This is a genomic window from Pseudofrankia sp. DC12 (assembly GCF_000966285.1).
Taxonomy (GTDB): Bacteria; Actinomycetota; Actinomycetes; order Frankiales; family Frankiaceae; genus Pseudofrankia.
The window spans coordinates 6,718,943-6,743,589 of sequence record NZ_KQ031391.1 but is presented as its reverse complement, the minus strand read 5'-3'; the positions used below and the strand labels follow the sequence as shown (position 1 = coordinate 6,743,589).

Annotated in this window: 25 protein-coding genes and 2 pseudogenes; 14 read left to right on the top strand and 13 right to left on the bottom strand. The window is 71.8% G+C overall.

Going from position 1 to position 24,647, the window contains the following annotated elements; translation table 11 throughout:
• Positions 1-25 precede the first annotated feature (25 nt).
• Entirely contained in the window at positions 26-355 is a 330-nt protein-coding gene (locus FRADC12_RS27310; protein ID WP_045878764.1) for a hypothetical protein, read from the bottom strand.
• Between FRADC12_RS27310 and FRADC12_RS31850 the strand changes: the two genes are divergently transcribed.
• Together FRADC12_RS31850 and FRADC12_RS32590 are read left to right on the top strand one after the other, a co-directional pair.
• A complete protein-coding gene (locus tag FRADC12_RS31850) occupies positions 330-530 on the top strand; it encodes a hypothetical protein (RefSeq protein ID WP_198153064.1) in 201 nt (66 codons plus the stop codon). The genes FRADC12_RS27310 and FRADC12_RS31850 overlap by 26 nt on opposite strands.
• Entirely contained in the window at positions 508-903 is a 396-nt protein-coding gene (locus tag FRADC12_RS32590) for a hypothetical protein (RefSeq protein ID WP_052711220.1), read from the top strand. The genes FRADC12_RS31850 and FRADC12_RS32590 overlap by 23 nt, the downstream gene beginning before the upstream one ends.
• A gap of 324 nt (positions 904-1,227) precedes the next feature.
• Here FRADC12_RS32590 and FRADC12_RS27300 read toward each other — a convergent pair.
• Positions 1,228-1,774 (bottom strand): annotated as a pseudogene (locus tag FRADC12_RS27300) (methylenetetrahydrofolate reductase); the annotation flags it as partial.
• Positions 1,775-1,883: 109 nt separating this feature from the next.
• On the opposite strand from FRADC12_RS27300, the gene FRADC12_RS27295 reads away from it, so the two are divergent.
• Positions 1,884-2,420 (top strand): Tn3 family transposase, encoded by a 537-nt coding sequence (locus FRADC12_RS27295; RefSeq protein WP_052711219.1) that lies wholly within the window; start codon positions 1,884-1,886, stop codon positions 2,418-2,420.
• Here FRADC12_RS27295 and FRADC12_RS27290 read toward each other — a convergent pair.
• Positions 2,417-2,692 (bottom strand): hypothetical protein, encoded by a 276-nt coding sequence (locus FRADC12_RS27290; protein WP_045878763.1) that lies wholly within the window; start codon positions 2,690-2,692, stop codon positions 2,417-2,419. The two genes, FRADC12_RS27295 and FRADC12_RS27290, sit on opposite strands and share 4 nt — an antisense overlap.
• A 190-nt stretch (positions 2,693-2,882) precedes the next feature.
• Here FRADC12_RS27290 and FRADC12_RS27285 point away from each other — a divergent pair, with 190 nt between their 5' ends.
• Complete coding sequence (locus tag FRADC12_RS27285) at positions 2,883-3,101, top strand: hypothetical protein (protein ID WP_157489082.1); 219 nt, start codon at positions 2,883-2,885, stop codon at positions 3,099-3,101.
• 16 nt (positions 3,102-3,117) lie between these two features.
• Here the strand turns inward: FRADC12_RS27285 and FRADC12_RS27280 are convergent, their stop codons facing one another.
• Positions 3,118-3,924 (bottom strand): methylenetetrahydrofolate reductase, encoded by an 807-nt coding sequence (locus FRADC12_RS27280; RefSeq protein ID WP_045878761.1) that lies wholly within the window; start codon positions 3,922-3,924, stop codon positions 3,118-3,120.
• Between the two features lie 210 nt (positions 3,925-4,134).
• Between FRADC12_RS27280 and FRADC12_RS27275 the strand changes: the two genes are divergently transcribed.
• Positions 4,135-4,926 (top strand): alpha/beta hydrolase, encoded by a 792-nt coding sequence (locus FRADC12_RS27275; RefSeq protein WP_045878760.1) that lies wholly within the window; start codon positions 4,135-4,137, stop codon positions 4,924-4,926.
• Between the two features lie 361 nt (positions 4,927-5,287).
• On the opposite strand, the pseudogene FRADC12_RS34640 reads toward FRADC12_RS27275, so the two are convergent.
• Positions 5,288-6,021 (bottom strand): annotated as a pseudogene (locus FRADC12_RS34640) (SCO6745 family protein).
• Between the two features lie 440 nt (positions 6,022-6,461).
• Between FRADC12_RS34640 and FRADC12_RS35260 the strand changes: the two are divergent.
• The 4 genes from FRADC12_RS35260 to FRADC12_RS27250 all read left to right on the top strand — a co-directional run bounded on the left by FRADC12_RS35260 (position 6,462) and on the right by FRADC12_RS27250 (position 10,583).
• Complete coding sequence (locus FRADC12_RS35260; protein ID WP_084011225.1) at positions 6,462-7,073, top strand: endonuclease domain-containing protein; 612 nt, start codon at positions 6,462-6,464, stop codon at positions 7,071-7,073.
• Between the two features lie 160 nt (positions 7,074-7,233).
• Positions 7,234-8,598 (top strand): coiled-coil domain-containing protein, encoded by a 1,365-nt coding sequence (locus FRADC12_RS27260; RefSeq protein ID WP_157489080.1) that lies wholly within the window; start codon positions 7,234-7,236, stop codon positions 8,596-8,598.
• A gap of 429 nt (positions 8,599-9,027) precedes the next feature.
• On the top strand, positions 9,028-9,810 hold the full coding sequence (locus FRADC12_RS27255) for a class I SAM-dependent methyltransferase (protein ID WP_052711322.1): 783 nt from the start codon (positions 9,028-9,030) through the stop codon (positions 9,808-9,810).
• 254 nt (positions 9,811-10,064) lie between these two features.
• A complete protein-coding gene (locus FRADC12_RS27250) occupies positions 10,065-10,583 on the top strand; it encodes an NUDIX hydrolase (RefSeq protein WP_232304079.1) in 519 nt (172 codons plus the stop codon).
• An 88-nt stretch (positions 10,584-10,671) separates the two neighbouring features.
• Here the strand turns inward: FRADC12_RS27250 and FRADC12_RS27245 are convergent, their stop codons facing one another.
• The 4 genes from FRADC12_RS27245 to FRADC12_RS27230 form a co-directional block, all read right to left on the bottom strand.
• Entirely contained in the window at positions 10,672-11,115 is a 444-nt protein-coding gene (locus FRADC12_RS27245) for a GNAT family N-acetyltransferase (protein ID WP_198153063.1), read from the bottom strand.
• Positions 11,116-11,242: 127 nt separating this feature from the next.
• Complete coding sequence (locus FRADC12_RS27240; protein ID WP_045878758.1) at positions 11,243-14,320, bottom strand: Tn3 family transposase; 3,078 nt, start codon at positions 14,318-14,320, stop codon at positions 11,243-11,245.
• Between the two features lie 245 nt (positions 14,321-14,565).
• Positions 14,566-15,465: a M48 family metalloprotease gene (locus FRADC12_RS27235; protein ID WP_052711217.1), complete on the bottom strand. Its 900-nt coding sequence runs from the start codon at positions 15,463-15,465 to the stop codon at positions 14,566-14,568.
• Between the two features lie 195 nt (positions 15,466-15,660).
• Entirely contained in the window at positions 15,661-16,062 is a 402-nt protein-coding gene (locus FRADC12_RS27230) for a BlaI/MecI/CopY family transcriptional regulator (RefSeq protein WP_045878757.1), read from the bottom strand.
• 161 nt (positions 16,063-16,223) lie between these two features.
• Between FRADC12_RS27230 and FRADC12_RS27225 the strand changes: the two genes are divergently transcribed.
• The 5 genes from FRADC12_RS27225 (at position 16,224) to FRADC12_RS27205 (ending at position 20,547) form a co-directional block, all read left to right on the top strand.
• Positions 16,224-16,913: a ferric reductase-like transmembrane domain-containing protein gene (locus FRADC12_RS27225; RefSeq protein ID WP_052711216.1), complete on the top strand. Its 690-nt coding sequence runs from the start codon at positions 16,224-16,226 to the stop codon at positions 16,911-16,913.
• A gap of 3 nt (positions 16,914-16,916) precedes the next feature.
• The gene (locus FRADC12_RS27220; protein WP_084011224.1) at positions 16,917-17,192 is read left to right on the top strand and encodes a ferredoxin; all 276 of its coding nucleotides are present in this window, start codon (positions 16,917-16,919) and stop codon (positions 17,190-17,192) included.
• Positions 17,189-18,523: an NAD(P)/FAD-dependent oxidoreductase gene (locus FRADC12_RS27215; RefSeq protein ID WP_052711215.1), complete on the top strand. Its 1,335-nt coding sequence runs from the start codon at positions 17,189-17,191 to the stop codon at positions 18,521-18,523. The genes FRADC12_RS27220 and FRADC12_RS27215 overlap by 4 nt, the downstream gene beginning before the upstream one ends.
• The gene (locus FRADC12_RS27210; RefSeq protein WP_084011222.1) at positions 18,520-19,491 is read left to right on the top strand and encodes an acyl-CoA desaturase; all 972 of its coding nucleotides are present in this window, start codon (positions 18,520-18,522) and stop codon (positions 19,489-19,491) included. The genes FRADC12_RS27215 and FRADC12_RS27210 overlap by 4 nt, the downstream gene beginning before the upstream one ends.
• Before the next feature lie 150 nt (positions 19,492-19,641).
• Positions 19,642-20,547, top strand: a complete 906-nt coding sequence (locus FRADC12_RS27205) for a biosynthetic peptidoglycan transglycosylase (RefSeq protein ID WP_045878756.1) — start codon at positions 19,642-19,644, stop codon at positions 20,545-20,547.
• A 115-nt stretch (positions 20,548-20,662) separates the two neighbouring features.
• On the opposite strand, the gene FRADC12_RS27200 is transcribed toward FRADC12_RS27205, so the two are convergent.
• The 4 genes from FRADC12_RS27200 to FRADC12_RS27185 all read right to left on the bottom strand — a co-directional run bounded on the left by FRADC12_RS27200 (position 20,663) and on the right by FRADC12_RS27185 (position 24,579).
• Positions 20,663-21,793: an MFS transporter gene (locus FRADC12_RS27200; protein ID WP_198153062.1), complete on the bottom strand. Its 1,131-nt coding sequence runs from the start codon at positions 21,791-21,793 to the stop codon at positions 20,663-20,665.
• Between the two features lie 306 nt (positions 21,794-22,099).
• A complete protein-coding gene (locus tag FRADC12_RS27195; protein ID WP_045878754.1) occupies positions 22,100-22,936 on the bottom strand; it encodes a metallophosphoesterase family protein in 837 nt (278 codons plus the stop codon).
• A gap of 104 nt (positions 22,937-23,040) precedes the next feature.
• Entirely contained in the window at positions 23,041-23,778 is a 738-nt protein-coding gene (locus FRADC12_RS27190; protein ID WP_045878753.1) for a VOC family protein, read from the bottom strand.
• Between the two features lie 114 nt (positions 23,779-23,892).
• Positions 23,893-24,579, bottom strand: coding sequence for a class I SAM-dependent methyltransferase (locus tag FRADC12_RS27185; protein WP_045878752.1), 687 nt, complete (start codon positions 24,577-24,579; stop codon positions 23,893-23,895).
• Positions 24,580-24,647: the final 68 nt, after the last annotated feature.

Genomic DNA, 24,647 nt, shown 5'->3' with positions numbered 1-24,647 from the left:
CCAACCCCGACTTGCTGTTCCGTTCCTACTCGACCCCGATCGTCGCGAGCAGCAGCGCCATCGTCTCGTCGTGGTCACGTCGGCCGACCCGGAGCATGTCGGCGTACATCAACGCGATGTAGGAGTAGACGTGCAGCGTCTGGGTGACGCGCAGGGCGTCCATGAAACGCCCGGCGGCGCCCCAGGGCACCCGCACGGCCAGCCCGGTGCCCTGGCGGTAGCCGGCGGGCATGATGCCGCGCACCAGCACGACGTCGAAGAAGACGACGTGCAGGGACTCGTGCAGGAGGGCTTCGAGCAGATATTCGGGATGCCGGTTGAGTTTCGCCATGTTCAGGAAGAGCAACAGCGGCATCTTGTGGTCGTACATCGACCAGGAGATCTGGGGCTACCTGCTGACCCACTTCACGATCGCGGCGCTGATCTGCCAGGGGGCCACCGCGGCCGGGATCGACCCGGACAGAGTCCGCTACACGCGCACCATGCGCCTCGTTCGTCGACGGGTCGGTGACCCGTCTTCTTCCCCCTGACCACGAGGCGCGGGCCCTCGCCCGCGTCCACGCGGACATCACCCGGCCCGAGAAGCTCAACGAGCGCCGCGAGCGCGGCTACCCCCGGGTCGTGCGCCGCGCCCGCCACAACCACTACAAGGTCAAAAGCCCTGGGCAGCACGGGATCCGCTACGACGCGCCGGCCACGATCAGGCTCGCCAGAACGAGCGGACCCGCGCCGCAGCAGCGGGAACGGACCCGGACACGCCACCGACCCGCCACCGCCGGGCCGCGGGTGCGCGCCGACCCGCGTGGCACCGCGCTCCGCGGGCCCCGCCGCCGCACGGGGGCCTCCCAGCCGCCCACTGGCCGAATCTTCAACCGGCGTGCTCAGCAGCGCCACAAATCATGATCGAACTAGCGGAAGTGGCATTGTGTGTGCGCCCGAGAGGGGGTGTATAGGCACCCACCCGCGGTCTCGCCGGGGGCCCTTCCGTGCTGATCGTGCAGGTCGAAATGGCGGCCAGGGCGCGCCGCAGGATGGGAAATGCGCTGGTCGCCGATGTTCGGCGCCGGCCAACGGACGCGGCGCGGCACCCGCCCGCCAGCGTGATGTGACGCACAATCGACGCCCGCGGTGTTCGGAACGGCGGCTACAGGTTCATGCCCAACCACGAGAACGCAGACGGACCAACCGTGAGGAGTCAGCCGTCATAACGCACGTTCGCTCCCGCTCGCCGCTGTCGCGCAGCCGTAGTACCTGGTCGCAGGCGGCTTCGACACCGGCAGCCGGGTCCCTGCCGACGGCGTGGACGAGGTCGTCGGGGATGGCGATGTCGGGGATGGCCGCGGCGAGGCGGCGCGCCATCCCAGCGCTCGCGAGGACCATGACGCCGGCGTAGACGGGCAGCTCGACCGGATGGGCGTCACGCCACCGCAGCAGCGCGTCACCGGGTAGCTGACCTGGACGAACAGGAAGTCGGCCGCGCGTCTCCAGGCGGCGGGAGCAGGCCCGCCGCGGCGCCGACCCGGAACGCCGGCCGGTCCGCGAAAACCGGATCATCGCCGGCCGCGCGGGCCTCGTCGATCACGGCGTGGACGGTGAGGTCGCTGGTCCGGTTCCCGGCGGTGGGTCTGTCTCCGTGGACGAACAGGAACTCGTCGACGCCGTAGGCCGCGGCGGTGAGCAGGTCGCGGCGGAACCCGAGCAGGTTGCGGTCACGCGAGTTCACGCAGGCGATGCTGCGTCCTCCCATCGCCGCCACCTCGTGTCCGCCCGCGACCACGGCATCCGCGCCCTCGACGCCATCCACCACGTCCTCGCCGGCCGACCCTGGCTACCGATCCCGGTCGCCACCACAGCCTGAAACAGCATCAGCACGGGTCACACCCGTGAATGGACACGTCGCGGGCTCCCTGCACTCCGGCACGATCAAGGCCTCCGAGGTCTTGCGCGTGCTGGCACCCGGCGGCAAGCCCACCCCCACCGGCAAGGCAATCATGGAGATCGGCCGTCTCGACCGCAGCGCCTACCTGTCCACCTACTTCGCCGACGAACTGCTACGGCGGCGCGTGAACACCCAGCTCAACCGGCAGGAGTCCCGCCACAACCTCGCCCGCAAGATCTTCCACGGGCAGAAGGGCGAGCTACGGCAGTCCTACCGCGAGGGACAGGAAGACCAGCTCGGGGCACTGGGACTGATCCTCAACATCGTCGTCCTGTGGAACACGGTCTACTTCCAGCAGATCATCGACGAGATGCGAGCCGAGGGCATCCACGTCCGCGACGAGGACATCGCCCGCCTCTCGCCGCTGAAGTTCGCCCACATCAACTTCCACGGCCGGTACAGCTTCGCGCTGCCCGCCGAGGTCGCCGGAGGCCAGCTCCGATCCACCCGCAAGCCCGCCGAGGCCACAGCCCTGGGCTAGGAGGGCCCGGCCGGCTCGCTCTCCGCCCGGGCGAGCCGGTAGCGGACCTTCTCGTGCGACAGACCCACCAGGCCGCCGATCTGCCGCAGCCCCCAGCCCTCCGCCCTCGCCGCAGCCATCCCGCTGTCCAACGCCGTGTCCGTCACCTCGTCCAGCGCCTGCCGCAGCTCAACAACGAGCCGCAGCCGGATCGCAGGCGCCAGATCGTCCAGGCCGGCGCAGAACCGCGCCACATCCGCCTTCAGGAAACCAACCGTCGGGTCATCGCTCACCCACCCACCCTGTCGGACCCGACCGCCGACCGTCAAAAGTTTTGACAGCAACAGCCGCCCTCGCTGCCGAGTCCGCCGGCCCGGCCGAGCGCAAGGCGCACCGGGTCTACGCCGCCCGCATCACGGCCACCGAGACCCCACAACTTGATCGATCTCACCGATAACCACGGTTCGATTGATCCCCGGGGCCGTGTTCGAACGCTACGCGTCCTCGGCCGGGCGGGCAGGACAGGAGAACGGTGGCGTCACCGTGCTCATCTCCCACCGCTTCTCCACGGTGGGAATGGCGGACCTCATCGGCGTTCTCGACCGTGGCCAGCTCACCGAACACGGCACCCACCACGAGCTCATGACCGCCGCCGGGCTCTACGCCGAACTGTTCACCCTCCAGGCCCGCGCCTACCACTGAGAACCGGCCCGGGCGGTCAGAGAAGGTCCTCGAGTCGGGTGGCGACCTGGCGGTAGCGGCTGACCGGGACGAGGTGCACACCAGCGAAGGCGCCGCTGTCGCGCAGCCGTAGCACCTGGGCGCAGGCCGCTTCGACCCCGGCCGCCTGGTCGCGTTCGACTGCCTGGACGAGGTCCTCGGGGATGTCGATGTCGGGGATGGCCGCGGCGAGACGGCGGGCCATCCCGGCGCTCGCGAGGACCATGACGCCGGCGTAGACCGGCAGTTCGACCGGATGGGCGTCGCGCCAGCGCAGCAGGGCGTCCACCGAGTAGCTGACCTGTACGAACAGGAAGTCGGCCGCTCGTTTCCAGGTGGGCAGTGGACGTAGGCCGGCCGCGGCGCCGACCCGGAACGCCGGCCTGTCCGCGAAGACCAGGTCCTCGCTGGCCGCGCGGGCCTCGTCGATCATCGCGCGGACGGTCAGGTCGCTGGTCCGGTTCCCGGCGGTGGGTTTGTCGCCGTGGACGAACAGGAACTCCTCGACGCCATAGGCCGCGGCGGTGAGCAGGTCGCGGCGGAAGCCGAGCAGGTTACGGTCGCGGGAGTTCACGCAGGCGATGCTGCGTCCCCCCATCGTCGCCACCTCGTGGGCGACGGCGATGCTCGACACCGTCGCGCGTCCGATGTGGTTGTCGGGGATCAGGAACGCGTCGGTGACGGGGCTCAGGACGCCGATCTGGTGGCGGGCGTGGGTCAGGTCCGGCCGGGTCGGCGGCTCGATCTCGCAGATCAGCTCGAAGCCGCGCACCGGACGTTCGTGACCCGCCGTGGATTCCTGCATCCGGACAGGATAGGACGCCCTGATCCACCGACCACAGCCACGCGAGCTGGTTGACGACGCGCCGCCGTGGTCCGCCCGTCTTACCGAAACCTGATGGTTCTCTTGCCCAGTGGTTGGCGGCTGGTTGGCATCCTCGCTGCTGTGAACGCACCTGCAGCGCGAAGCTCGCGCACGCCGAGAACGAGCGCGGTCCGGTGGTCGACCGGGACGGTGATCGGAATAGCGCTGGTCGCCGCCATGCTGCTGGCCGGTTGTCGGGCAGCCGGGACCACCCGCGGGACGGGACCGGCCGTCACCTCGCCGAGCGCCGGCGGGCTGTCCCCGGCCGGCACGCCCGTCGCAGCGGCGGCGAGCGTCGACCCGGCTGCCGGGGTGTCGACGCAGCCGGTGTATCCGGTCGAGCCACCTGCCCAGGGAAGCTTCGAGGGCTTCGCCACCTACTCCTACATTCCCGCGCACCCCACCGGGATCATCTACCTCTTCCACGGCTCCGGTGGCAGCGCCGACTTCGCAGTCAAGATCGAGAACGCCGACGTCCTCAACGACATGATCGGCAGAGGCTTCGGTTACGTCGCGACGGAGAGCACCGAGCGTTCCGGCGAACGACGCTGGAACGTGGACGGCCCGTCGATGACCTCCAATCCCGACCTGGCTCGGATGGACCGGCTCCGCCGGCACGTGCTCGATACCACGGCCGTCGACGCAGGCACGCCCACCTACGGACTCGGCATGTCCAACGGGAGCGCGTTCGCCGCGCTGTGGGCCGCCGCCGAGAGCTCGGCCGGTGTCCCGATCAGCGGGGTAGCCCTGTACATGGCCGGCCCCACGAAGGCGGTCGACCGGCTCGGCGGGCTGCGGGTCCCCACCTTCATGGTGGTCGGGGTCAACGACACCGTCACCGACCCCGCCAAGGAGAAGGCCGACCTGGCCGCGATCGCCCACACCGGGATCCCCACCGAGCTGCACGAGGTCATCCAACGGGCCGTGACCCCCGTGCGCTAGCTACGCGTCCCAGGCGTCACCGAGGCGACGGCGGCGGCGGTCGTCGCCGCCTACCGGCAGGCCGGGCTGATCGACTCCGCCGGTACGCTGGCCGTCTCCCTGCCCAAGAACCTCAGGGGAGACGGCGCCGACAAGCTCACCAGCGGCGTTGTCCTACCCACAGTCCTCACCCCCGGCCAGCGAATCGCCGTCCACGCGGAGACGCTCGCCACGATCGGCGCGCACGAGTTCAACGCGGAGTTCAAGGTGCAGAACGCGAACTTCTTCGCCGATCATCGGACCACCTGACGGTGGCGGCCTCGCCGGCGCCCGTGAGAGTCCGCGGCGAGTCAGACTCCGGTCGACGAGCCGGGGCGGACGATCACGATGACGACGACCGCGGCCCACAGCAGGTTGAACAGCCCGGGAGGCGGCCTGCCAGGCCCCGGCCGCCTGGGCGGCCGCGCGTCGTGGCGGCAATACGAAGTGCCCCTGGTGACACGTGTTTCTCACCTGCACACCGGGTCAAGCACACCGGCGGCCTGCTCCGAGCGGCCGGGTTCCGTCTACCAGTCCTGGTCGGCGAGTAGCAGTGTGGCGAGCGGTTCGAGGGGGTCACGAGCTCGTGGAGCTCGTCGAGCCCGAGGCTTTCGTACGGCTTGGCGGCGAGGTGGTCGGTGAGCGCCTCGACCCGCTGCTTGGTGGCGCGGCCCGTTTCGCTGAGCCAGACGTCATCTGCGATCAGGTTGCGGTCGCGCATCCCGTCGATCACGGCGGCGAGCTGGGTAGGGGGGAGGTGGTGGATCCGTCCAAACTTCTCGGCGGGATGCCCACGTCGAGGGCGTGCAGGACGTGAGCCTCCAGGCCGCCGCCACCTTCGGTCATGAGGGCGGTGATGTGCCCGTCGCCGCGGTGCTCGCGCAGCAGGGAAGCCGCATGGAAGAGGCGGGCGACCACGTCCTCGGGGATCGGGAGCGCGCGCAGCGCGGCGTACATGGGCCGGCCCTCGACCGGTGCGCTGGGCGCAGCCCGCAGCAACAGGTCGGCGGCCCGTGCGAAGGCGGGCGCGTCGGCGTGATCGCCGAGGATCCGCCGCAACGCCTGCACGCAGCCCATTGGGCTCGTCGGCCGCGTAGGGGATGACACCGATCGGCTCGACCAGCTCGAACATCTGGCGTGCCGTCGGGTTCATGGCCTGATCCTCCTGCTGCCCAGCGCATCTTGCGGACACTCACGATCACTTGGACGCCTGGATCCCACGAGACTCATCGGTCCTGGTTCGAACGAACGCAAGAATTCGCCTGGTGCCGTGTCGAGTCCTGGAACCGCGCCAACAGCGTCATCTTCTTCGGCAAGGGCGTACTCTTGCCGACCCCAACCTCCCTTGGCACAAGAACCCTTGACCGCCAACGACCTCGACGCTCTCAGCGCAGTCTCCTGGCCGGATCGGCGCTGGTCAGCCACATCCGCCCGATTTTCGGCGGATGCTACGGCGACCCCGCCGGGACTCCCGCCCCGCGTAGGGGTTTTGTAGTGAATTGCGGCAAGATCGGTACATGTCCAATGACAGTGTCGCTGTGAGCCGAGACACAGGTCAGGCCGCACGAGACGCCCTGATCGGCATTCCGCGGCAATGCGCGCGGTGCAACCACGAGTTGGCGGAGTCGGCCTTCGCGCGACCGCGAACCGCGCGACGATCGGGCAGCGCCCAGTGCAGGGCCTGCGAGGCCACACCACCCAGCGCGTCCGACCTGCTCACATGCGTCAAGTGCGGGCAACGCAAGCCACGCGTCGCCTACCGGCAGGTGACCTCCGACCGCTGGCGAACGGACTGCCTGGACTGCACCAAGACTCAAACGCGCCAGCGGTATCGAGAAGAGAACGGGCTGGCGCGGATCCGCCGCGACCACTGGCTCCGGACGTACGGCCTCACGCCCGAGGCCTACGCCGATCTACTGACGTCGCAGCGTGGCCTTTGCGCGGTCTGCGACGTCGATCTGACGGCACTACCCGTGCACCAGGTACATGTGGATCATGATCACAGGGTCGGGCGGGTCCGTGGCCTTCTGTGCGCAACCTGCAACACCCGCATCGCCCCCGCAGCCGAGACCATCAGTTCGGATCTGCTCGCGCGTGCGCTGGCGTACCTCCAACGCGCCAGCCGATGACCTTTGGCGAACGGCCCCACTCCCCCAATTTCTAACTCTCGAGAAGTGAAGCTTATCGAGCGTCAGGATTTTCGTTTCGTGGTACCTGGTGTTTCGTTGCGTCGTTACGTTTCGTCTCTGCTACGTTCTGGACGTTACGGAATCGAGTGGAGGGGGCGTAGTGACGGATGCCGCGGCGACACGGGACAACGGCGGAGATTTGGTAGCGAACGTCGGGGGAGAGATCGGTCAGGCGGCCGGCGTCACCGACGACGCCGGCCGTCTCGTTGATCTCAGGCCGGTGCCGGACCAGGTCGCGGGCGTGGTCTGCGGCTATCCGGGCTGCGGGCGGCCGTGCGCGGCCGCGGACGGGCCTGGCCGGCCTCCGGCGTACTGCGACGACCCGGCGCACACCCGGCTGTCGGCCTACCGGCGCCGCCGCGAGCTCGCCGCCCTGACCGCCACCGGTGGCGGTCCGGCCACGGGCGACGGTCCGCGGCGAGCCGGCGGCGGGAGCGGTGTTCCAGCCGGCCGCACCGGCGCACGGGCCGAGACCCGCCCGGTGGCGGTCGCCCGGTTGCGCGCCGACGAGCTGGCCGCCCACGTCGGGACGCTGGCCGCCGATCTCGGCCGGACGCTGGAGGCGTTCACGGCGGCCCTGGGCCGGCTGGGTGACGTCGGCGCGGCCGAGACGCAGGTCGAGGCGGCCGAGGCGGACGCGGCCCGGCGGGTGGGTGAGGCGACCTCCCGGGCGGTCCGCGCCGAGGCGGCGGCCCGGGAGCAGACCGCGGCGCGGGCGGACGCGGAGGCGGTCACCGCGGAGGCGACCGCCGCGCTCGACGAGCTGGAACGGCGCCTGGCCGAGGCCGACGCCGCGGCGCTCGTCGCCCGGGAGGCGGCGGGGGACGCCGAGCGCCGGGGCGCCGAGGAGATCGCCCAGGTCCGCGCCCAGGCGTCGGCGGAGGTCGAGACGGCCAGGGCTCAGGCCCGGGCGGAGGTCGCGACCGCGCGGGCCGAGGCCGACGAGCGGGCCGAGTCGGCGCGGGCGGACGCCGCGGCCCGGCTGGCGACGATCCGGGCCACGGCGGAACGGGAGATGGCGACGCTGCGCGGCCAGCTGGCCGCGGCGAACGCCGAGCTTGGTGGTGCCCGCCGTGACGCCGCGTCGGCGGCCGAGGCGCAGGCGGAGCTGCGCGCCGAGCTGGCGGCGTTGCGGGAGGCGGCGTCGGCGGACCGGGCCGGTGCCGCGTCCGCGCTCGACCGGGTCCGGGTGGACGCGGCGGCCGAGGCCGACCGGCTGCGCCGGGAGACCGCCGACGAGCTCGGCCGGGTCCGGGATGAGCTGGCCCGGGTGCGGGCCGCGGCGGATACGGAGGTCGCCCGGATCCGGGCCGAGGCGGCGGCGGCGCGGGAGGCCGACCGGGCGGCGGCCGAGGAACGGATGGCGGTGCTGGCCGAGGCCCGCGCTGACGCCCGCTCACGGGCCGAGCGCGCCGAACGCCACGCCGACGCGCTCGCCGCCCAGCTCGCCCAGTCCACCGCCTGACTCCGGCCACCCCCGCCCTCTCCCCCGCCCACGCGTCTGATGATCACGAACCTGGTGGAGGTCCGCGCCGCCAGCCCAGTCAGCGCCCCGTCCGGCGCCCCAGTCCCGGCTTCGCCTGGCCAGCGGCCGCGACCAGCCGCTTTCATGATCGGGTGGATTTGCGGTCGCCGGGGCTGCCCCGAATCCACCCGATCAGGAGATGGAGGTGGTTGATGTTGTCCGGGAACGGCAGGGCACCGTCTCAGACCCCGACAAGTGAGACAACTTCCGGACGGGTCTTATGAGACGCCATTCGGCCTGGTGGTGCTGGACGTAGGTGGCTGCGCCGGCGTGTTCGCTGGGGGATCCTCTAACGAACACAGTCAGGGCGTCACGCCGGCGGCCTCACCGAAGATCAACCGGTGTTCGCCGTGTCTTATGATCATCGGTATGGCGGATGAGGCGGGCGGTCACGTACCGGTCAACCGGCGGCAGTGGGACGAGCACCTGTCGGCCTGGTTCGACCGGTACGCGCATCGTCGTTGGGCCGCGGGCGAACCGTTCTGGGGCATGTGGTGCGTCCCTCAATCCCGGCTGCCGGTCCTGCCGGCGGACGTGGCTGGTGCCTCAACGGTCGAGCTGGGCTGCGGTAGCGCCTACGTGTCGGCGTGGCTGGCCGGTCGGGGCGCGCACCCGGTCGGTGTTGATTTCTCGGCCCGGCAGCTGGCCACCGCACGCCATCTGCGGGACGAGTTCGAGCTGCGCTTTCCGCTGGTCCACGGGGACGCCGAGCAGGTGCCGCTGGCTGACGCCTGCGCAGACCTGGTGATCAACGAGTACGGCGCGGCCGTCTGGTGCGATCCCTACCGGTGGATCCCGGAGGCGGCCCGGCTGCTGCGCCCTGGCGGCCGGCTGGTGTTCCTGACCCACTCTCCCCTGGCCCGCCTGTGCATGCCGGAGGCCGGACCGGCCACCGATCGCCTGGTACAGAGCCTGTTCGGACTGCACCAGCTGGTACGCCGCGGCGGCTCGGGCCGGGAGTACCGGCAGTTCGCGCTGCCGCACGGGGAGTCGATCCGGCTCATGGCCGCGTGCGGTCTAGTCGTGGAGGACCTGATCGAGGTTCAGGTGCCGCCGGACGCGGCCACCAACAACAACGACTTTCCGGAGTTCCCACCCGAGTGGGTCCAGCGTTGGCCCGCCGAGGAGGTCTGGTTCGCCCGGCGCCGCTGAGCCGTCAGGCCCTTGGCGACGGCCCCCGCCAAGGAGAAAGCCCGGGGTAAACCGGCGGCTCGCCCGACCGTCAGCCGTGCTCCTCGCCAGGGGCGTCGGGGTCGCGGAGTTCCCGCAACCCGATGCAGAACCACGACACGTACCGCTGACGATCACAGTGGCGGCGGCGTCGAGCAGTCTCGGCAGACGATCGTTTGCCGACAAGATCCCCGGAGGGTCAACGTGGCCCTGCCAGCCGTCCGATACTGACCCGCGTGAGCGATGGCGATCTGGCCCCCCTTGCCGCGGACGACGACGGGAACCTCCTGGTGGCGTTCCACGAGGTCGGCGAGGACGCCGACCTGCGCGACGCCCCGCTGCCGGCGTCTTTGGTCGTGCTTTGGAGCGACGATGGCCGCCTGCTGCTGGTGTTCGACCGCCGTCGGCAGTGCTGGGAGCTGCCCGGCGGGATGATCGACCCGGGCGAGACACCGCGGGAGGCGGCGGTGCGCGAGCTGCGCGAGGAGGCCGGCTACCAGGTAGACGACCTGCTCTTCGCCGGCTTCGCGCGGTTCACCCTGGGCCCCGAGCGGCGTTCCGAGTACGCGGCGGTCTACGCCGGACGCCCCGCCGCGGGCAGCCCTTTCATCCCCAACGAGGAGATAGCCGCGGTCACCTGGTGGGACGGCACTGCGCCGCTCGGGGGTCGCGTGCAGCCGCTTGATGTGTGCCTGGGGCAGCTGGCGCGGGCAGGCCTGGACCGAGGCGGAGATGTTGGGCGCGGCCGGCCCTAGAGATCACCCAGGACCGGTCTACCCAGCCGGCGCGCTCGTGGCGGCTCACAGCGGCCGATAGCCGTTTGGCTCGCGCTGCCCGACACGCTTACGTCGTCCGCTCTTCTCGGGGTCGGGCGGAACTCATTCTGATCTTGATGTTGTTCTCGCCGTGCCGGGCGACGTCATGGAAGCCGAGCCGCCGGTAGAGGGCGTGCGCTTGCTGGTTGATGGCCAGGACGTCGAGGGTGACGGGGTGGCCGCGGCGCACGGCCTCGTCGAGGAGGTCCTGGATGAGGCGGCTGCCGATGCCCTGCCCCTGGTAGTCGGGGTGGATCTCGATTCGGCCCAGGTAGGTCTCTGCCGGACGGCGTTCGACGCTGAGCAGGCCGGCGTCGCGGCCGTCCACCATGATGATCTGGGTCCGCTCCGGGTCGAAGGTTCGCTCGTGGTGGACGCGTTGGATGGCGCCGTCCCAGCCCCAGATCTGCTCGACATAGCTGCCCATCGCGGCACGGTGCAGCGCGAAGCAGAACTCGCTGTCAGCGGGCATCGCAGGCCGTAGCCCGACCTCGATCATGTGAACCGTTCCGTGGGTCGCTCGACGAGTGGGCCGCCGCTGAGCTTGAACGCCATCGCCAGCCTGGCCGCCCGCGATCGGGCTGGCCGCTGATGGCGGCTCACGCGTCGCCTTCGTCGTCGTCGGGCGCGTCGGGGTCGCGCAGTTCGCGGATCGTTCCGGGCGGGAGGTCTGGTAGGACGAAGCTGTAGGTGCCGTGGACTTCGAGGTGCCGGTTGACGAACGGCGACAGCCTGGCCATGTCCTCCTCGCGCACCGGATAGCCCTGAGCCCTGAGCTGGTGGACGGCGGCGTCGAGGTACACAGTGGTCCACAGGACCACGCAGTTCAGGACGAGTCCGAGGGCGCCGAGCTGGTTCTCCAGGCCGCGTTCGTAGCGGTGGTACAGCTCGCCCTTGCGACCGTGGCAGATCTTGCGGGCGAGGGCGTGGCGGCCTTCCTGCAGGTTGCGGATGTGCTTGATGTCGCGCCGATAGGTCTCGTCGGTGTCGATGTAGGCCAGGATGTGCAGGGACTTGAAGATCCGGCCGTAGGCGGCGATCGCCTCGCCGAGTGCGGTCGGGTGCCCGTCGCGCTGCAGCATGGTGACCACGTCGTAGGCGCGGACCGTGCCGGTGTAGATCGAGGCGACCACCCGCAGGATGTCCTCCCAGTTCCGGCGGATCCTCTCCAGGTCGATCTTCCCGCGGGCGAAGGTGTTCAGCGGCCCGTAGTCGGCGTCGGCGCTGATCCGCCAGCCCTTCTGATCGGGCAGGTCGGCGAGCGCGGGCCGGTAGGAGATGCCCAGCAGTTCGAGCAGCCCGAAGATGACATCGGAGTAGGAGCCGGTGTCGGTCACGACGATCTCGGGGAGTTCTCCTCCGTCCAGGCCGAAGATCACATCGATCATGTGCAGGGAGTCGCGGACTGTTCCGGACACGACCTTCGCGCCGCGTCCGATGCCCTGGTCGTTCATCGCGTTGAGCCAGGTCATGCCGCGTTTGGATCCGAAGAACTTGCGGTTCGGGCGGGCGAAGGCGGCCGGGACCGGGACGACGAACCGCATCCCGTCGACCGCCGCGACCAAGCCGCCGCCCCAGGCCCGCGCCAGGTCCAGGCCGCCCTGCCGGCCGACGAGGGGAGCATTCGCCGGGGCAAGGGTCTCGGGGCGGAAGTAGTTCTGGAACACGTGCGACAGCCGCGAGCGCTCGAGCGCGGGGATGCCCTTCTTGGCGATCGGCCGGTACCCGACGTTCAGGGAATGCGCGGCCAGGCAGGCTGCGATCGACGTCGGCAGGTCCTCCAGCCGGGACCGGCCGCCGGACACGGCGGTGAACGCGGCGGCCAGCGACGGCTCCCATGCCATCACCTCCAGGATGACCTCGGGCAGCTCAACCCGCGGCAGCATCGCGGTGGTGCGGGCGCGCAGGTCCACCAGGGACGGCGGCTCCTCGACGGCCTTCACCCCGGTCAGGTGGATCCTGCCCGCGTCGTCGACGCGGACCTCGGCGTTGCCGGCCAGCCGCCCGCCCACCTCCCGGTAGGCCCCATCCAGGGTCTGGCCGTGGCCCGCCAAGAGGGCGTCGGGGCTGTCGGGCAAGCCGAGCGTGGTCAGCACCTCCCCGCGGACCGCGTCCCAGGCCGGGCCCTCCAGGAGCTGGGCCTGGGGGTTACGCCACCTCGTGGAAGCGTCGGCGTAGATGTCGCGGCGCTTGAGGTGCCGGTAGAACTGCTCGAGCACGCAGAACGTGTAGGCGTGTCGGTTCACCGCCCCGTCCTCATACGCGGGCTGGCCGAACACCAGGCGTTTCCACGGGCCGTTCACCACGGACGGCTCGATGACCCGCGCCGGGACCAGCGGCGCGGGCAGCCGGCTGCGGAAGGCCAGCACGGCCGGCAGCGCGCGCATCGCGGAGAGCACCGCGGTGCCCTCGGCGTTGGCACCGAACTCGATCACCTTGGGCAGCATCTTCAGGAATGCCGAGACCGTGGTGTACCGGCCGGCGAGCGCGGCCCGCCAGTCGTCGGGGTCGGCGTCGGCTGGTGGCACGGTGTCGTTCACCAGCACCAGCGCGGCCCGCAACTCCGTGCGGGATACGACCGCCTCGATCGCCTCCCACACCTGTGCCACCCGCGGCTCGTCGTCCGGGCCGCCCCAGGACTCGGAGTCGAACAGCGCGGCCACCGCCACCGCCAGCCGGGCGGAGGCCCTCGCCAGCTTCGGATGCCGGCGGACCGTCTCCTTGTCCGCCGCGCTCTGTGCCTTGTTCAACAGCTCGGTGGTCATCAGCAGGTCCAGCAGTTCCAGGGCGTCGTCGACCGCCTTGGCCTCCAGGTACTGGACAGTCGCCAGCAGCGTCGCCAGCCGCCGGCCGTCGCCATGCCGGCGGATCTGTGAGGCGTCCGCGCTCATCCCGTACCGGGCCAGCTCCGCGAGGCGGCGCGGCGGCACCAGGCCCTCAGCGCCGAGACCGGCCAGGCCCAGCCCCGCCACCTCGGCGACCTGTTCAAGCGCTTTGATCATCGCCGGGCCGGACCCGCGCGGTACTGGGCCCTTGCGCCAGCGCTCCAGGTCCGACACCCGCGACCCCGCCGGCACCTCCAGCAACTGGTCCAGCACATACCGCTGGCCGACCGTCAGCAGCCCTTCCAACACGCCCCACAGCCGACGGTTCGTCTCGTCGCGGACCTCCGCGACCAGTCGGGTCAGCGTTGTCAGACCCGGCAACAGGACATCCCGTTCCCGCAGCCAGCCCGCCGCATCGGTGAAGATCGCCTTCGGGCCGTCGCTCGATGTCCACGACCGGGCCGCGACCCAGGCCCGCAGTTCCTCCTCAGCGGTGGTGAACTCCTTCAGCCCGCGTTCGCGCCTGATCTCCCACTGATGGTCGAACTTGGTCTTGGCGCGCGCGGTGTACTTCATGACGCACGAGGGATCGGCGACGCCGAGTTGCTCGGCCATGAAGTCCAGCACCGCGGTCGGAACGTCGAGAGGGTCCTCCAGGAACATCCCCACCCAGCGGACCGTGACTAGTTGGAGGCTGAACCCGAGCCTCATGTGTTCGCCGCGGTGACGCTCGACCAGCGCCCGATCGTCGTCGTCAAGGAAGAACACGCGATCCAGGTCAGCCCGCGAGGGCACTCTCGCGTACCGGCCGTACGCCGCCGCCTCGTCATCCGTCAGGAACTCAACCGGCATACGCCGCAATCTAGGACGACCCGCCCAGTGCGGAGCGCAGAGCTATCGAACCGCTACACGATTAGGCCACCGCCGGGTTGACCCACATCGGAACGATGGATGGCGGTAACACCGGCCACGGCGGCCCCTTAACGCCACTGGCCGTTCCGTTGCTGCTCAAGCCCCGTGTCGGGATCGGCGGCCAGGTCGAGTTCCTCGCAGACCCGGGGCCTGGCGGCCGTCCAGGCCGGGGGCCGTGGTGTGGTTCATGGGTGTAGCTGTTCGATGATTCGGTGCCAGCCGATGGTGGCGTCGGTGAGGACGGCGGCGGTCAGTGCGGCGGTGAGCAGGGTCGGGAGGGTGCGGTGCCAGCGGTTGTGCAGGGGTGGGGCTTGGAGGGCGTGGACGCGGGCGACGACGCCGTGGTGAAGGTAGCCCAGTGTTGCCGGGTCCGGGGTGGTGGTGTGGGTGGTGGCGAGCGCGGCTCGGGCGAGGGCCCGGGCGGCGGTCTGGCGGTCTCCGATCTCGGTGGCGGCCTGTTCGTCGGCCCACCGTTCGGTCTGGAAGACGATCGCGGCCCGGGTGGAACGCAGCAGGGGGTTCACGGTGGTGGCGAGGTCGGCGGCGGTCCGGTAGCGGTGGTGGTGGCCGTGGAGGTGGGCGCGTTCGTGGGCGAGCAGGACGCGCCGTTCGGCGGTGTCGAGGGCCCGCAGCAGACTGTCGGAGACGATCACACGGCCGGGGTGGGCGCGGTAGCCGGGTAGCGCGTGGGCGTAGGGGGTGTGGTTGGCGACCACCACGAGGTCTCCGGCGGCGGGTGTGTGGTGCAGGCCGGTGAAGGCGCGGTGGGCCCGGCGGCGGGCGGCGGTCGCGCGGAAGGCCCGGATCGTGATGACGGCGAGCGCGCACGCGGCGAGCAGGCCGACGGTGCGCGGCACCGGGTCGGCGGCGCGGGGCACGCTGGTGTGGACGGTGATCTCGTCGATGCGGACGAGGCCGGCCGTGGCCAGCAGGCCCAGCGCCCAGCCGGTCGCGGCGGCAGCGCCGATGGCCAGGGCGGTGAGGGTGCGGGTGGCGGCGCGGGGGTGCAGGTGACGGCCGAGGCGCGGCGCGGTCACGGCGATGGCGGCGACGAGGGCGAGGAGCAGGTAGACGCTGACGTACATGGGTCTCCGTCCGGCGGGGCGAGCGGGGCGGCGCCAGGGCGCGTCCCGTGGATCTTGGTCGATGCGGGCGGCGTCCCAGGCGGTCCGTCGCAAGGCGGAGGAGGAGTCCATAGCGGAGCTATGGGTGACGACGACAACGCGGCGAGTGGTTGCCCGGGACGCCGCCCGCGCGGCCGAAGATCCACGGGACGCGCCCTAGGGGTGACGGCTGTCGAGGACGGCGCGTAGCGCCGCCTCGGCGTCGGGGTCGAGGCCGGCGACGAAGTGGAGCATCACCGCGGCCGGGTCGACGCCGCTGGCGAGCGCGGCGTTCATCCGTTCGGCGGCGAGCTCGGCAGGGCCTCGCCGGGGGGTGTAACGGTGGGCCCGGCCGGCCAGCTCGCGGTCGCACAGGCCCTTGTCGTGGAGCCGGGCGAGCACGGTCAGCACCGTCTTGTACGCCAGATCCGGCGGCAGCCGGGCATGGACCTGCGCGGCGGTCAACCCGGTACCGGACGCCCACAGCAGGGCGAGCACCTCGCCTTCCAGCGCGCCGGACGCGCGCCGTCCCGTCGGCGCCCGCTCATCGGCGCCGCCGCGTGCTTCTCCTGGATCCATGGCCCTCACCCTCACCCTCGTCGCATCCGGGACGACTCGACACGCCGACGGACACCCCCCTTTGTCGCACAGGCTGTAGGACACCGGCTAGTCTTACCACCTGTAGGAGACGGTGGCCGCGCCGCTGTCCATGTCGCCCCGCCTTTGGAGTGTGTCAGCCCATGCGCAGATGGTTCCGTGCCGCCGTCCTGGCCTCGGGGGTGCTGGGCACTGTGCTGGTGGCCGCCGGCCCGGCTCTCGCCGGGACCGACGGCCCGGCCCGGGTGTTGGCCGGTGAGGGTGCTGTCACGCCCTACGACGCGGGCGTGCGCCATATCGCGACGCTGGCCGGCTACCTGTCCTACGGGCTGATGGCGTTGACGGTGTGTTTCGGCATCCTGACGACGACTGGGTGGGCGCGGCGCGGGGTCCGCCGCGCCACCCTCTACGGCGGGCACATGACGCTGGCGCTGGTGACCTTGACGTTCGGCTGCCTGCACGCGGTCGCCTACGTGTTCCAGACCGGCGAGCACTTCTCCTACCTGAACGCGGTCGTGCCGCTGGCGGGCGGCGGGGAGCCGGAGGTCGCTCTGGGCATCGTCGGCCTGGAGCTGGGCCTGGCGGTCGCCGCCTCGATCTGGCTGCAGCGCCGGCTGGGCTACCGGCGCTGGCATGTGCTGCACTACCTGGCCTACCTCGCTTTCGCCCTGTCGCTGGCACACGTCATCGCGACGTCCCGCGAGGTCCAGGCCCTGGGCATGCTCGGCCTGGCCGTCTTCGCGTTGGCGGCGGCCTGCGCGCTGATGGCGCTGCTGCGCGTGCTGCCCGCGACCACCGCGGTGGCCACCCGGATCATCCCCCAGGAGCTGTGACCCATGGACGATCACACCCGCCGGCCGGTCGTCGCGGCGCTGCCGCGGCTGGCCGTCGGCCAGCCCCCGCCGCCACCGCGGCGGACCGTGGTCAGCGTGGACGCCAACCACTGCGCCCTGTACGGGATCTGCGAGCAGGAGGCCCCCGACGTGTTCACCCTCGGCGTCGACGGCCGGCTGCGCTACCCGCCGGGCGTCGACGCCGGCCGGGTGGCGGCGGTGCGCCAGGCCGCCCGGCTGTGCCCCATGCGGGCGATCAGCCTGCGGGACCAGCCGTGAGCGCGGCCCTGCGCGGCCGGACGAACCGGGTGGTGATCGTGGGTGGCGGCCTGGCGGGGCTGTCGGCCGCGGAACGGCTGCGCGCACGCGGTTTCGCCGGGCAGATCGTCATCGTCGGCGACGAGCCACACCCGCCCTACAACCGCACCCCCCTGTCCAAGCAGCTGCTCACCGGCCAGCTGCCACCCGCCGATCTGCGGCTACGCGCCCACACCGACCCGGCCGCCTCCTGGCGGCTCGGTGTCCCCGCGGCCGGCCTCGACCCACGGGGCCGTCAGGTGATCCTCGCCGACGGAACCACCCTCGACTTCGACGGACTGGTCATCGCCACCGGCGTGGCCGCCCGCCGGCTACCCGACCAGCCGGCCGCCGGCCCCGTCCACACCCTGCGGACCCTCGCCGACGCCCACGCTCTGGACGAGACCCTCGCCGCCGCCCGGCAGGTGGCCGTCGTCGGCGGCGGGTTCCTCGGCTGCGAGCTGGCCGCGACCGCCCGCCACCGCGCCCTGTCCGTCTGTCTGATCGAACCTGCCGACGTCCTGATGGCCCGCCCGCTGGGGGCTCATATCGGCGGCCTGGCCGCCGCTGCCCACCGGCGCGCCGGAGTCCGTCTCCACCTCGGCAGCCAGGTCACCCGATGGACGCCCACCACCCGCGGCTTCCGGCTGGCCCTCACCGGCGGCGCCCGGGTGGACGCCGACGCCGTCCTCGTCGCGGTCGGCACCGCCCCTGCCGTCGACTGGCTGGCGCACTGCGGCCTCGCTCTCGGCGACGGGGTGCAGTGCGACGCCACCACCCACGTCCTGGCCGCCGACGGCCAGCCTGTCGAGGGGATCGTCGCGGCCGGTGACGTCGCGTGCTGGCCGAACCTGCGTTTCGACACGGTCCGCCGCCGGGTCGAACACTGGATCAACGCGGTGGAGATGGGCCAGGCCGCGGCCGACGCCCTGCTCGCCGGTCCCCGCCACGCCGTCCCCTTCACCCCGGTCCCGCGGTTCTGGTCCCATCAGCACGACCTGCGCATCCAGGCCGCCGGCCTGCCCGCGCTGGCCACCGACGTCACCCTGCTCGCGGGCTGTTTCGACGCCGGCCGGTTCCTCGCCGGCTACACCCGCCCCGCCGACGACGCCACCCCGGTCCTCGTCGGCGTCGTCGCGTTCGACGCCCCCCGTGCCCTGGCCCGCTGGACCCCGCACATCGGCAGGCCGCTGCCCCGGCGGACCGGGCCGCGCCGCCACCGCGCCTCCCGCGCCGCCGTGTCCGCCACGCTGCCACGTCCGCGCGGCGGCTCCGAACCCTCCCCGGCCAGCCGACCGGCCAGGCCCCGATGAAACCCGAGCCGCACCGGCCACCCGACGTCGCCAGCGCAATCGCCGGCGACCAGGGCGACGGGCCGCAACCCCCGGACCGCAGACCCAACTGGGCGCAGGCCACCCTGTGGGCCTTCATCGTCGTGCCGTTCCTCGCGGTCATCGCCGGCGCCTCCTACGCGGCGGACGGCCATGAGATCAGCCTGCTCGACGCGGTCCTCGCCGTCGGGTCCTTCGCTATCACCGGGCATGGGGTGACCGTCGGATTCCACCGGCACCTCACCCACGGGGCGTTCAAGACCCGCCGCTGGGTGCGGATCGGCCTCGCTGTGGCCGGGTCGATGGCCGCCCAGGGATCGGTCATCCACTGGGTCGCTGACCACCGCAAGCATCACGCGTTCTCCGACCGCGACGGTGACCCCCACTCCCCGTGGCGGTTCGGAACCAGCCCGCGCGCGCTGGCCAAGGGGCTGTGCTGGGCCCACCTCGGCTGGCTGTTCGTCCGCGACGAGACCTCCACCCGCCGCTACGCCCCCGACCTGCTGGCCGACCCCGACATGGTCCGGGTCGACAACGCGTTCCCCTGGCTGATGGCGGTGAGCCTGCTCGCTCCGGCCGCCCTGGGCTGGGCGCTCACCGGGGGCACGGTGCACGGCGCGGCGACCGCGTTCCTGTGGGCCGGGCTCGTCAGGATCTTCGTCCTGCATCACGTCACCTTCTCCGTCAACTCGATCTGCCACGTCCTCGGGCCGCGGCCGTTCGCCACCCGGGACCGGTCCACCAACGTCTGGCCGCTCGCCGTCCTGTCGATGGGCGAGTCCTGGCACAACGCCCACCACACCGACCCGACCTGCGCCCGCCACGGCGTCGACCCCGGCCAGCTCGACTCCAGCGCCGCCCTCATCCACGGCCTCGAGCGGATCGGGCTGGCCTGGAACGTGCGCTGGCCAGACCAGGACCGCCTCGCCGCCCGCCGACGGACACCGTGACCGCCGCCGATCCGCGAGGGCCACGGCGCGCGGCCATGGCCCCGGACCTGGCCTCCGCCGAGCCGGGCGCTGTCCGAGGCGAGTGCGGGCCGCAGGCCGGGACAGTGCCGCCGCCCATGGAAGGTCAGGGGTGAGGGAAGGTGGGGGGTGATGGCAGCTAGATCGACCGCCGACCCGGCACCGGCCGCGCAGAAGGATCGCTGGCTGATCGCCTTCGGCTGCGCGACGGCGCTGTCCGTGGTCGTGGTCTTCCTCGTGCGCGATCTGACGACCGAGGCGTTCGGCCTCACCGAGCTACTGATCCTCATCGGGGCACTCACGGTGCTGATCGCCCCGGCGGTCGGCCGTCCGATACCGAGCTGGGCGCGACGGGCGCTGATCGGCGCCGTGGCTCTCGGCGCGGTGGTCGTCGCGGCGGCCAGCATCGTGCTGGAGCTCAGCCCGGGTGTCGCAGACGCCGAGAACCGGATCAGGGCGTTGGACGCGGTGCACGGCGTGGCCGATCCGGGGATCGCGCCCCCGGCCCGGGTCGCGACGGCGCTGATCGCCACAGAAGACACCCACTTCCGGATCGAGCGCGGCATCGACCCGGTCGGGGCGTTACGCGCCACCGTGGGCTCGTGGGTGGGCGGCGGCGACCAGGGCGGCGCCACCCTCGACCAGCAACTCGCGAAGCTGGTGTTCACCGGTGGCCACCACGCCGCCGGCGACCAGCTCACCCAGGTAGCGCTCGGATGGAAGCTCGACCACCGCTACACCAAAACCCAGATCCTGGAGATGTATCTGCAAGCCGCCTACTTCGGCCACGGCTACTGGGGCATCAACGCCGCCGCGGCGGGCTATTTCGCCCGCACCCCCGACCAGCTGGCCTGGCCGCAGGCCGCCGTCCTGGCCGGACTCGTCCAGGCCCCCAGCGCCTACGACCCCTACCAGCATCCCGCCCTCGCCCTCGCCAGGCGCAGCCATGTCCTCGACCGGCTGGTCGCCACCGGCGCACTCAACCGCCACCAGGCCGACGTCTACGCCACAGCGCCACTGGCCCTCGCCCGCCGCTGACACCCACCACGCCCCGCGGCGTACCGCACCCCAGAAGCTCGAAGACAGCACGCGGACTCCTCACCTGCCGCGAACCCAGGTTCCGCTACCGGACCCCGCGCGACCAGCGGAGCGGTCAGCCACGCCGATACGCCAGCACGCCAACAGCCAGGACAGCGGCGACGGCGCCGGAGACCAGCAGCGGCACACGGCCGCTGCCACCCCACGCCAAACCCGCCCAGATCCCGGCGACCAGCACCGCGCCACCGGTCAGCCCCTGGAAGGTGCCCTGCGCCCGGCCCTGCTGGTCGGGGTCGACCAGCAGGGACACCCACGCCTTGCCCACCCCGTCCGTGCAGGCGGTGAATCCGCCGTAGACCACCAGCAGCGGCCACACCCACCCGGACGACCCGGCCACGCCCAGGCCAAGGTAGCCGACCGCGAAACACCCCAGCCCAACTCCGTAGACCCGCCGGGGACCCAGCCGGTCGGCCAGCGCCCCAGCCGGGTAACTCGCCGCCGCGTAAGCAGCGTTGTACACGACATAGGCGACGATCACCCAAGCCACCGACAGCCCCAGCGCCCTCACCCGCAACAACACCAACGCGTCGGGGAAATTCACCACACTGAACACGGTCAGCGCACCCACGACCCGCCAGAAAGAGCCCGGCAACGGCCCAGCCACCAATCCCGCCGCAGCCCCGGCCACGGGCCTCCCAGCCGACGCCGCCCGGTCCACCGACCCCGACCGTTCCCGGACCGCGGCGACAAGAAGGACCGAGGCCACCGCCGGTATCACCGCGATCACCAGCAGCGGACGCAGACGGTGGTGCAGCAACTCGTAACCTGCCAACCCCAGCAGCGGACCCACCACCGCCCCCGCGGTGTCGATCGACCGGTGAAACCCGAACGCCCGCCCCCGCGCCGCCACCGGCACACCCTCGACCAGCAGCGCATCCCGCGGCGCACCACGGACCCCCTTCCCGAGCCGGTCCACACACCGGCCCGCCAACACCACCGGCCACACCAACGCCACCGCGACCAAAACCTTCCCGACCGCGGCCAACCCGTAACCGACCGCGACCATCGGGCGGCGTCCCACCCGGTCCGCCAACCGTCCGGCCGCGAGCTTCGCCACCGACGCCGCACCCTCGGCCAGCCCCTCCACCGCCCCCACCACCACGACCGGAGCACCCAACACGACCGTCAGAAAGATCGGCAAAATCGGATAGAGCAACTCGCTAGCGCAGTCCTGCAGGAAACTCACCCCAGACAGGACCTTCAGGTTCCTACTGCGCCAGCCCAACCCGTCGCCCGCCACATCCCGACCCACCCCGTCACCTGACACCACCGTCGACGAAGACACCCCAGCAGCCTGCCCCCATCCCCATCCCCAGCGACGGGCCGGGAGCCCCCTCCCGCCCGTGCGCGTTGGGGGCCGTCTGGTAGCCGCAGTCCCCGCCGGATGGCGGACTACCACCCGGCAGGGACGGCCACGGTCGCCGCCGGTTCAGCCGACCGTGAGGGTCATCGCGGCGGTGTGCAGGGTTCCCGCGGTCTGGAACTGCAGGTGTTACCCGATACGGACTACCTCTGGAAGCTGGTAGACGGCGAACGGGACGCCGATGACCGGTGCGGCGACGTTGCGGACCGCAATGCCGGCGGGTGTTGTGCCGACTTCGGCCCCGTAGTGCGCGTGGCCGTGCAGGGCCAGCGTGACCCGGTGCCGCTCGCCTGGGGCCAGGCCACGCGAATGGCCGCCGTCCAGCTCGCCGTTCGCCGCACCGGCCAGGTGGAGGTCTTCTGTCCCGTGCTCCCCCGCGGACACGGGTTCGCCGTCGATCGCGGCGCCGAGCAGGTGGCTGCCCAGGAACGGGTACAGCTCCAACTGTTCACCCACGAGGGTGTCCCGGGTCGGTGCGTAGTGCGTGAGCGCCACCTGTAGGTCAACGTCCAGCTGACCCAGCGCGTCCCGCAACGCCTGCGCGGCCGTCGTGGCGTGACGGGCGAACTCCTTCATCTCCTGTTCGCCCTGCTCGGCGACCATGCAGCCGGCGAACCCCCCGCCGAATCCCTTGGCACCGGCAATCCCGACCTGTCCCCCGGCGGTGTCGACGACCGTCGCGGACCCCTCCAGCACGGTCACGCCGGCCTCGGCCAACATCTCGGCGAACGCCGCTTCTTCGCCGCGGTCGTAGTCGTGGTTGCCGAGGACGGCGATCACTGGCAGTTCGAGCCCACCGAACAGAGCGCACACCTCAGCGGCGGAGTCGATACCGCCGTTCTCGGTGAGGTCGCCGGCGAGGAGGAGGACGTCGGCCACCTCGACCGCGCGCTGGTACAGCGGCCGAAGCCGGGCAGCGGCCCCCGGCCTGACATGAAGATCTCCGACAGCGGCGATGCGAACCATAGCCCGATCATCCTTGAAGCCACCCGGCAGCACAGCGGATCGGGCGGGCGTCCTGTGGCCCGACGAACATCGTCGGCCAGGGCCAGGCGCGGGGCGGCGCCGTGTCAGGACAGGGCGAGGACGCAGAACTCGTTGCCTTCCGGGTCGGCCAGGACCTTCCATCGGACGTCGCCTTGGCCAACGTCGGCAGGTGTCGCGCCGAGCGTCTCCAGCCGGGCCACCTCCGCCGCCTGGTCGTCACCGGGGTACGGCAGCACGTCGAGGTGGACGCGGCCCTTCCAGGTCCGCGGGCCGGGCGCGCGGAGGAGCTCCAGATACGGGCCGACGCCCTCGGCGGCGCGCAGGCGCGCGTGGCCGTCGGTCACCTCGTGCACGGTCCAGCCCACCGCGGCACCCCAGAAACGGGCCAGGGCGCGCGGATCCGCGCAGTCGAGCACGACCGCGGCGATCGGCCCGGTGTCCCGGTAGATCTCCCGGGGCTCCAGCACGCAGAACACGTTGCCCTCCGGGTCGGCCAGGACCGTCCATGGGACGTCGCCCTGACCCACGTCGGCGGGTGTCGCGCCGAGCTCCTGCAGGCGCGCGGCCAGCTCGGCCTGGTGGGCCGCGGACGTGGTGGCGAGATCCAGGTGCACGCGGTAGTTCACCGTTTCGGGAACCGGGACGGTGACGACGTCGACGCAGACCGCGGTGGGGTCCGGCCATTGAAATCCGACGGGTTCGATGTTCGTCACCCCGGGTCCCTCGCTGGCGACACCCCAGCCGAGCGCCGCCGCCCAGAACCGGCCGAGCGCCGCGTCATCCCGGGCCTTGAAGTTCACCTGAACAAGTCGTAGCGCCATGGGGTCAAAGACTGGCAGAGCCGGAGGTCCGACTGACCTGAATCCCTGGATCACGACCGTTGAGCGTTACCAGCCCAGGTACGCGGACGACGCTTGCGACGTGGGGGCGCCGTCCTAGCCGGGACCGCTCGTCGGGGACGGCTGCGCCGTGGCGGGGCCGCTGTCGTGGAGCATCGGTTTCTCCCAGATCAGCAGGTAGCGCCAGAACAGGAGCCGTCGCACGCGTGCGCCGGGCAGGATGGCGGCGGCCTCCCGCGCAGCCGCTCGCGTGGTCAGCGGCGGGTTCATGACCACGGGCATGCCCGTGCGTGTGTGGTGCTCCCCCGCGAACGGCCTGTTGCCCCGCAGCAGCCCGTTCGCGAGGAACACGGCGCCGAGAAAGCGGTGCGCGACCGCCGCGACGATCTCGACGGGCCACTCGTGGCGCAGGTCCGTGCGGGGCAGGGCGACGGCGGCGAGGACGCCTCCAGGCCGCAGGGCGGCCGCGAGCACCGGAAGCGCGTCCTGCAGGGGCATGTGGTGCAATGCGCAGATGGAGAGGATCGCGTCGTAGTCCTTGGCCGGCAGCGGGTCGGCCAGCACATCCGCGAGAACGCAGCGGACGTTGCCGGGGGTGTGCCGCCTCGCCTCCTCGATCATCCGCGCGGAGCGGTCGACGGCGTCGACCTGCTCGCTGTGCTGGGCGAGCCGGGCCGCGAACGCCCCGACGCCACAGCCGACATCGAGCACCCGCCGGCAGGGCCGCGGCAGCTGGCGTAGCAGCAGCCGGTGGTAGTAGGCGTTGTGAGACCAGTCGAGCACAGCCGGCACTATGCCACCGCGCAGCCACCGCCCCGCAGGCGGCTGGTCACGGTCCCCGCGCGACCGCT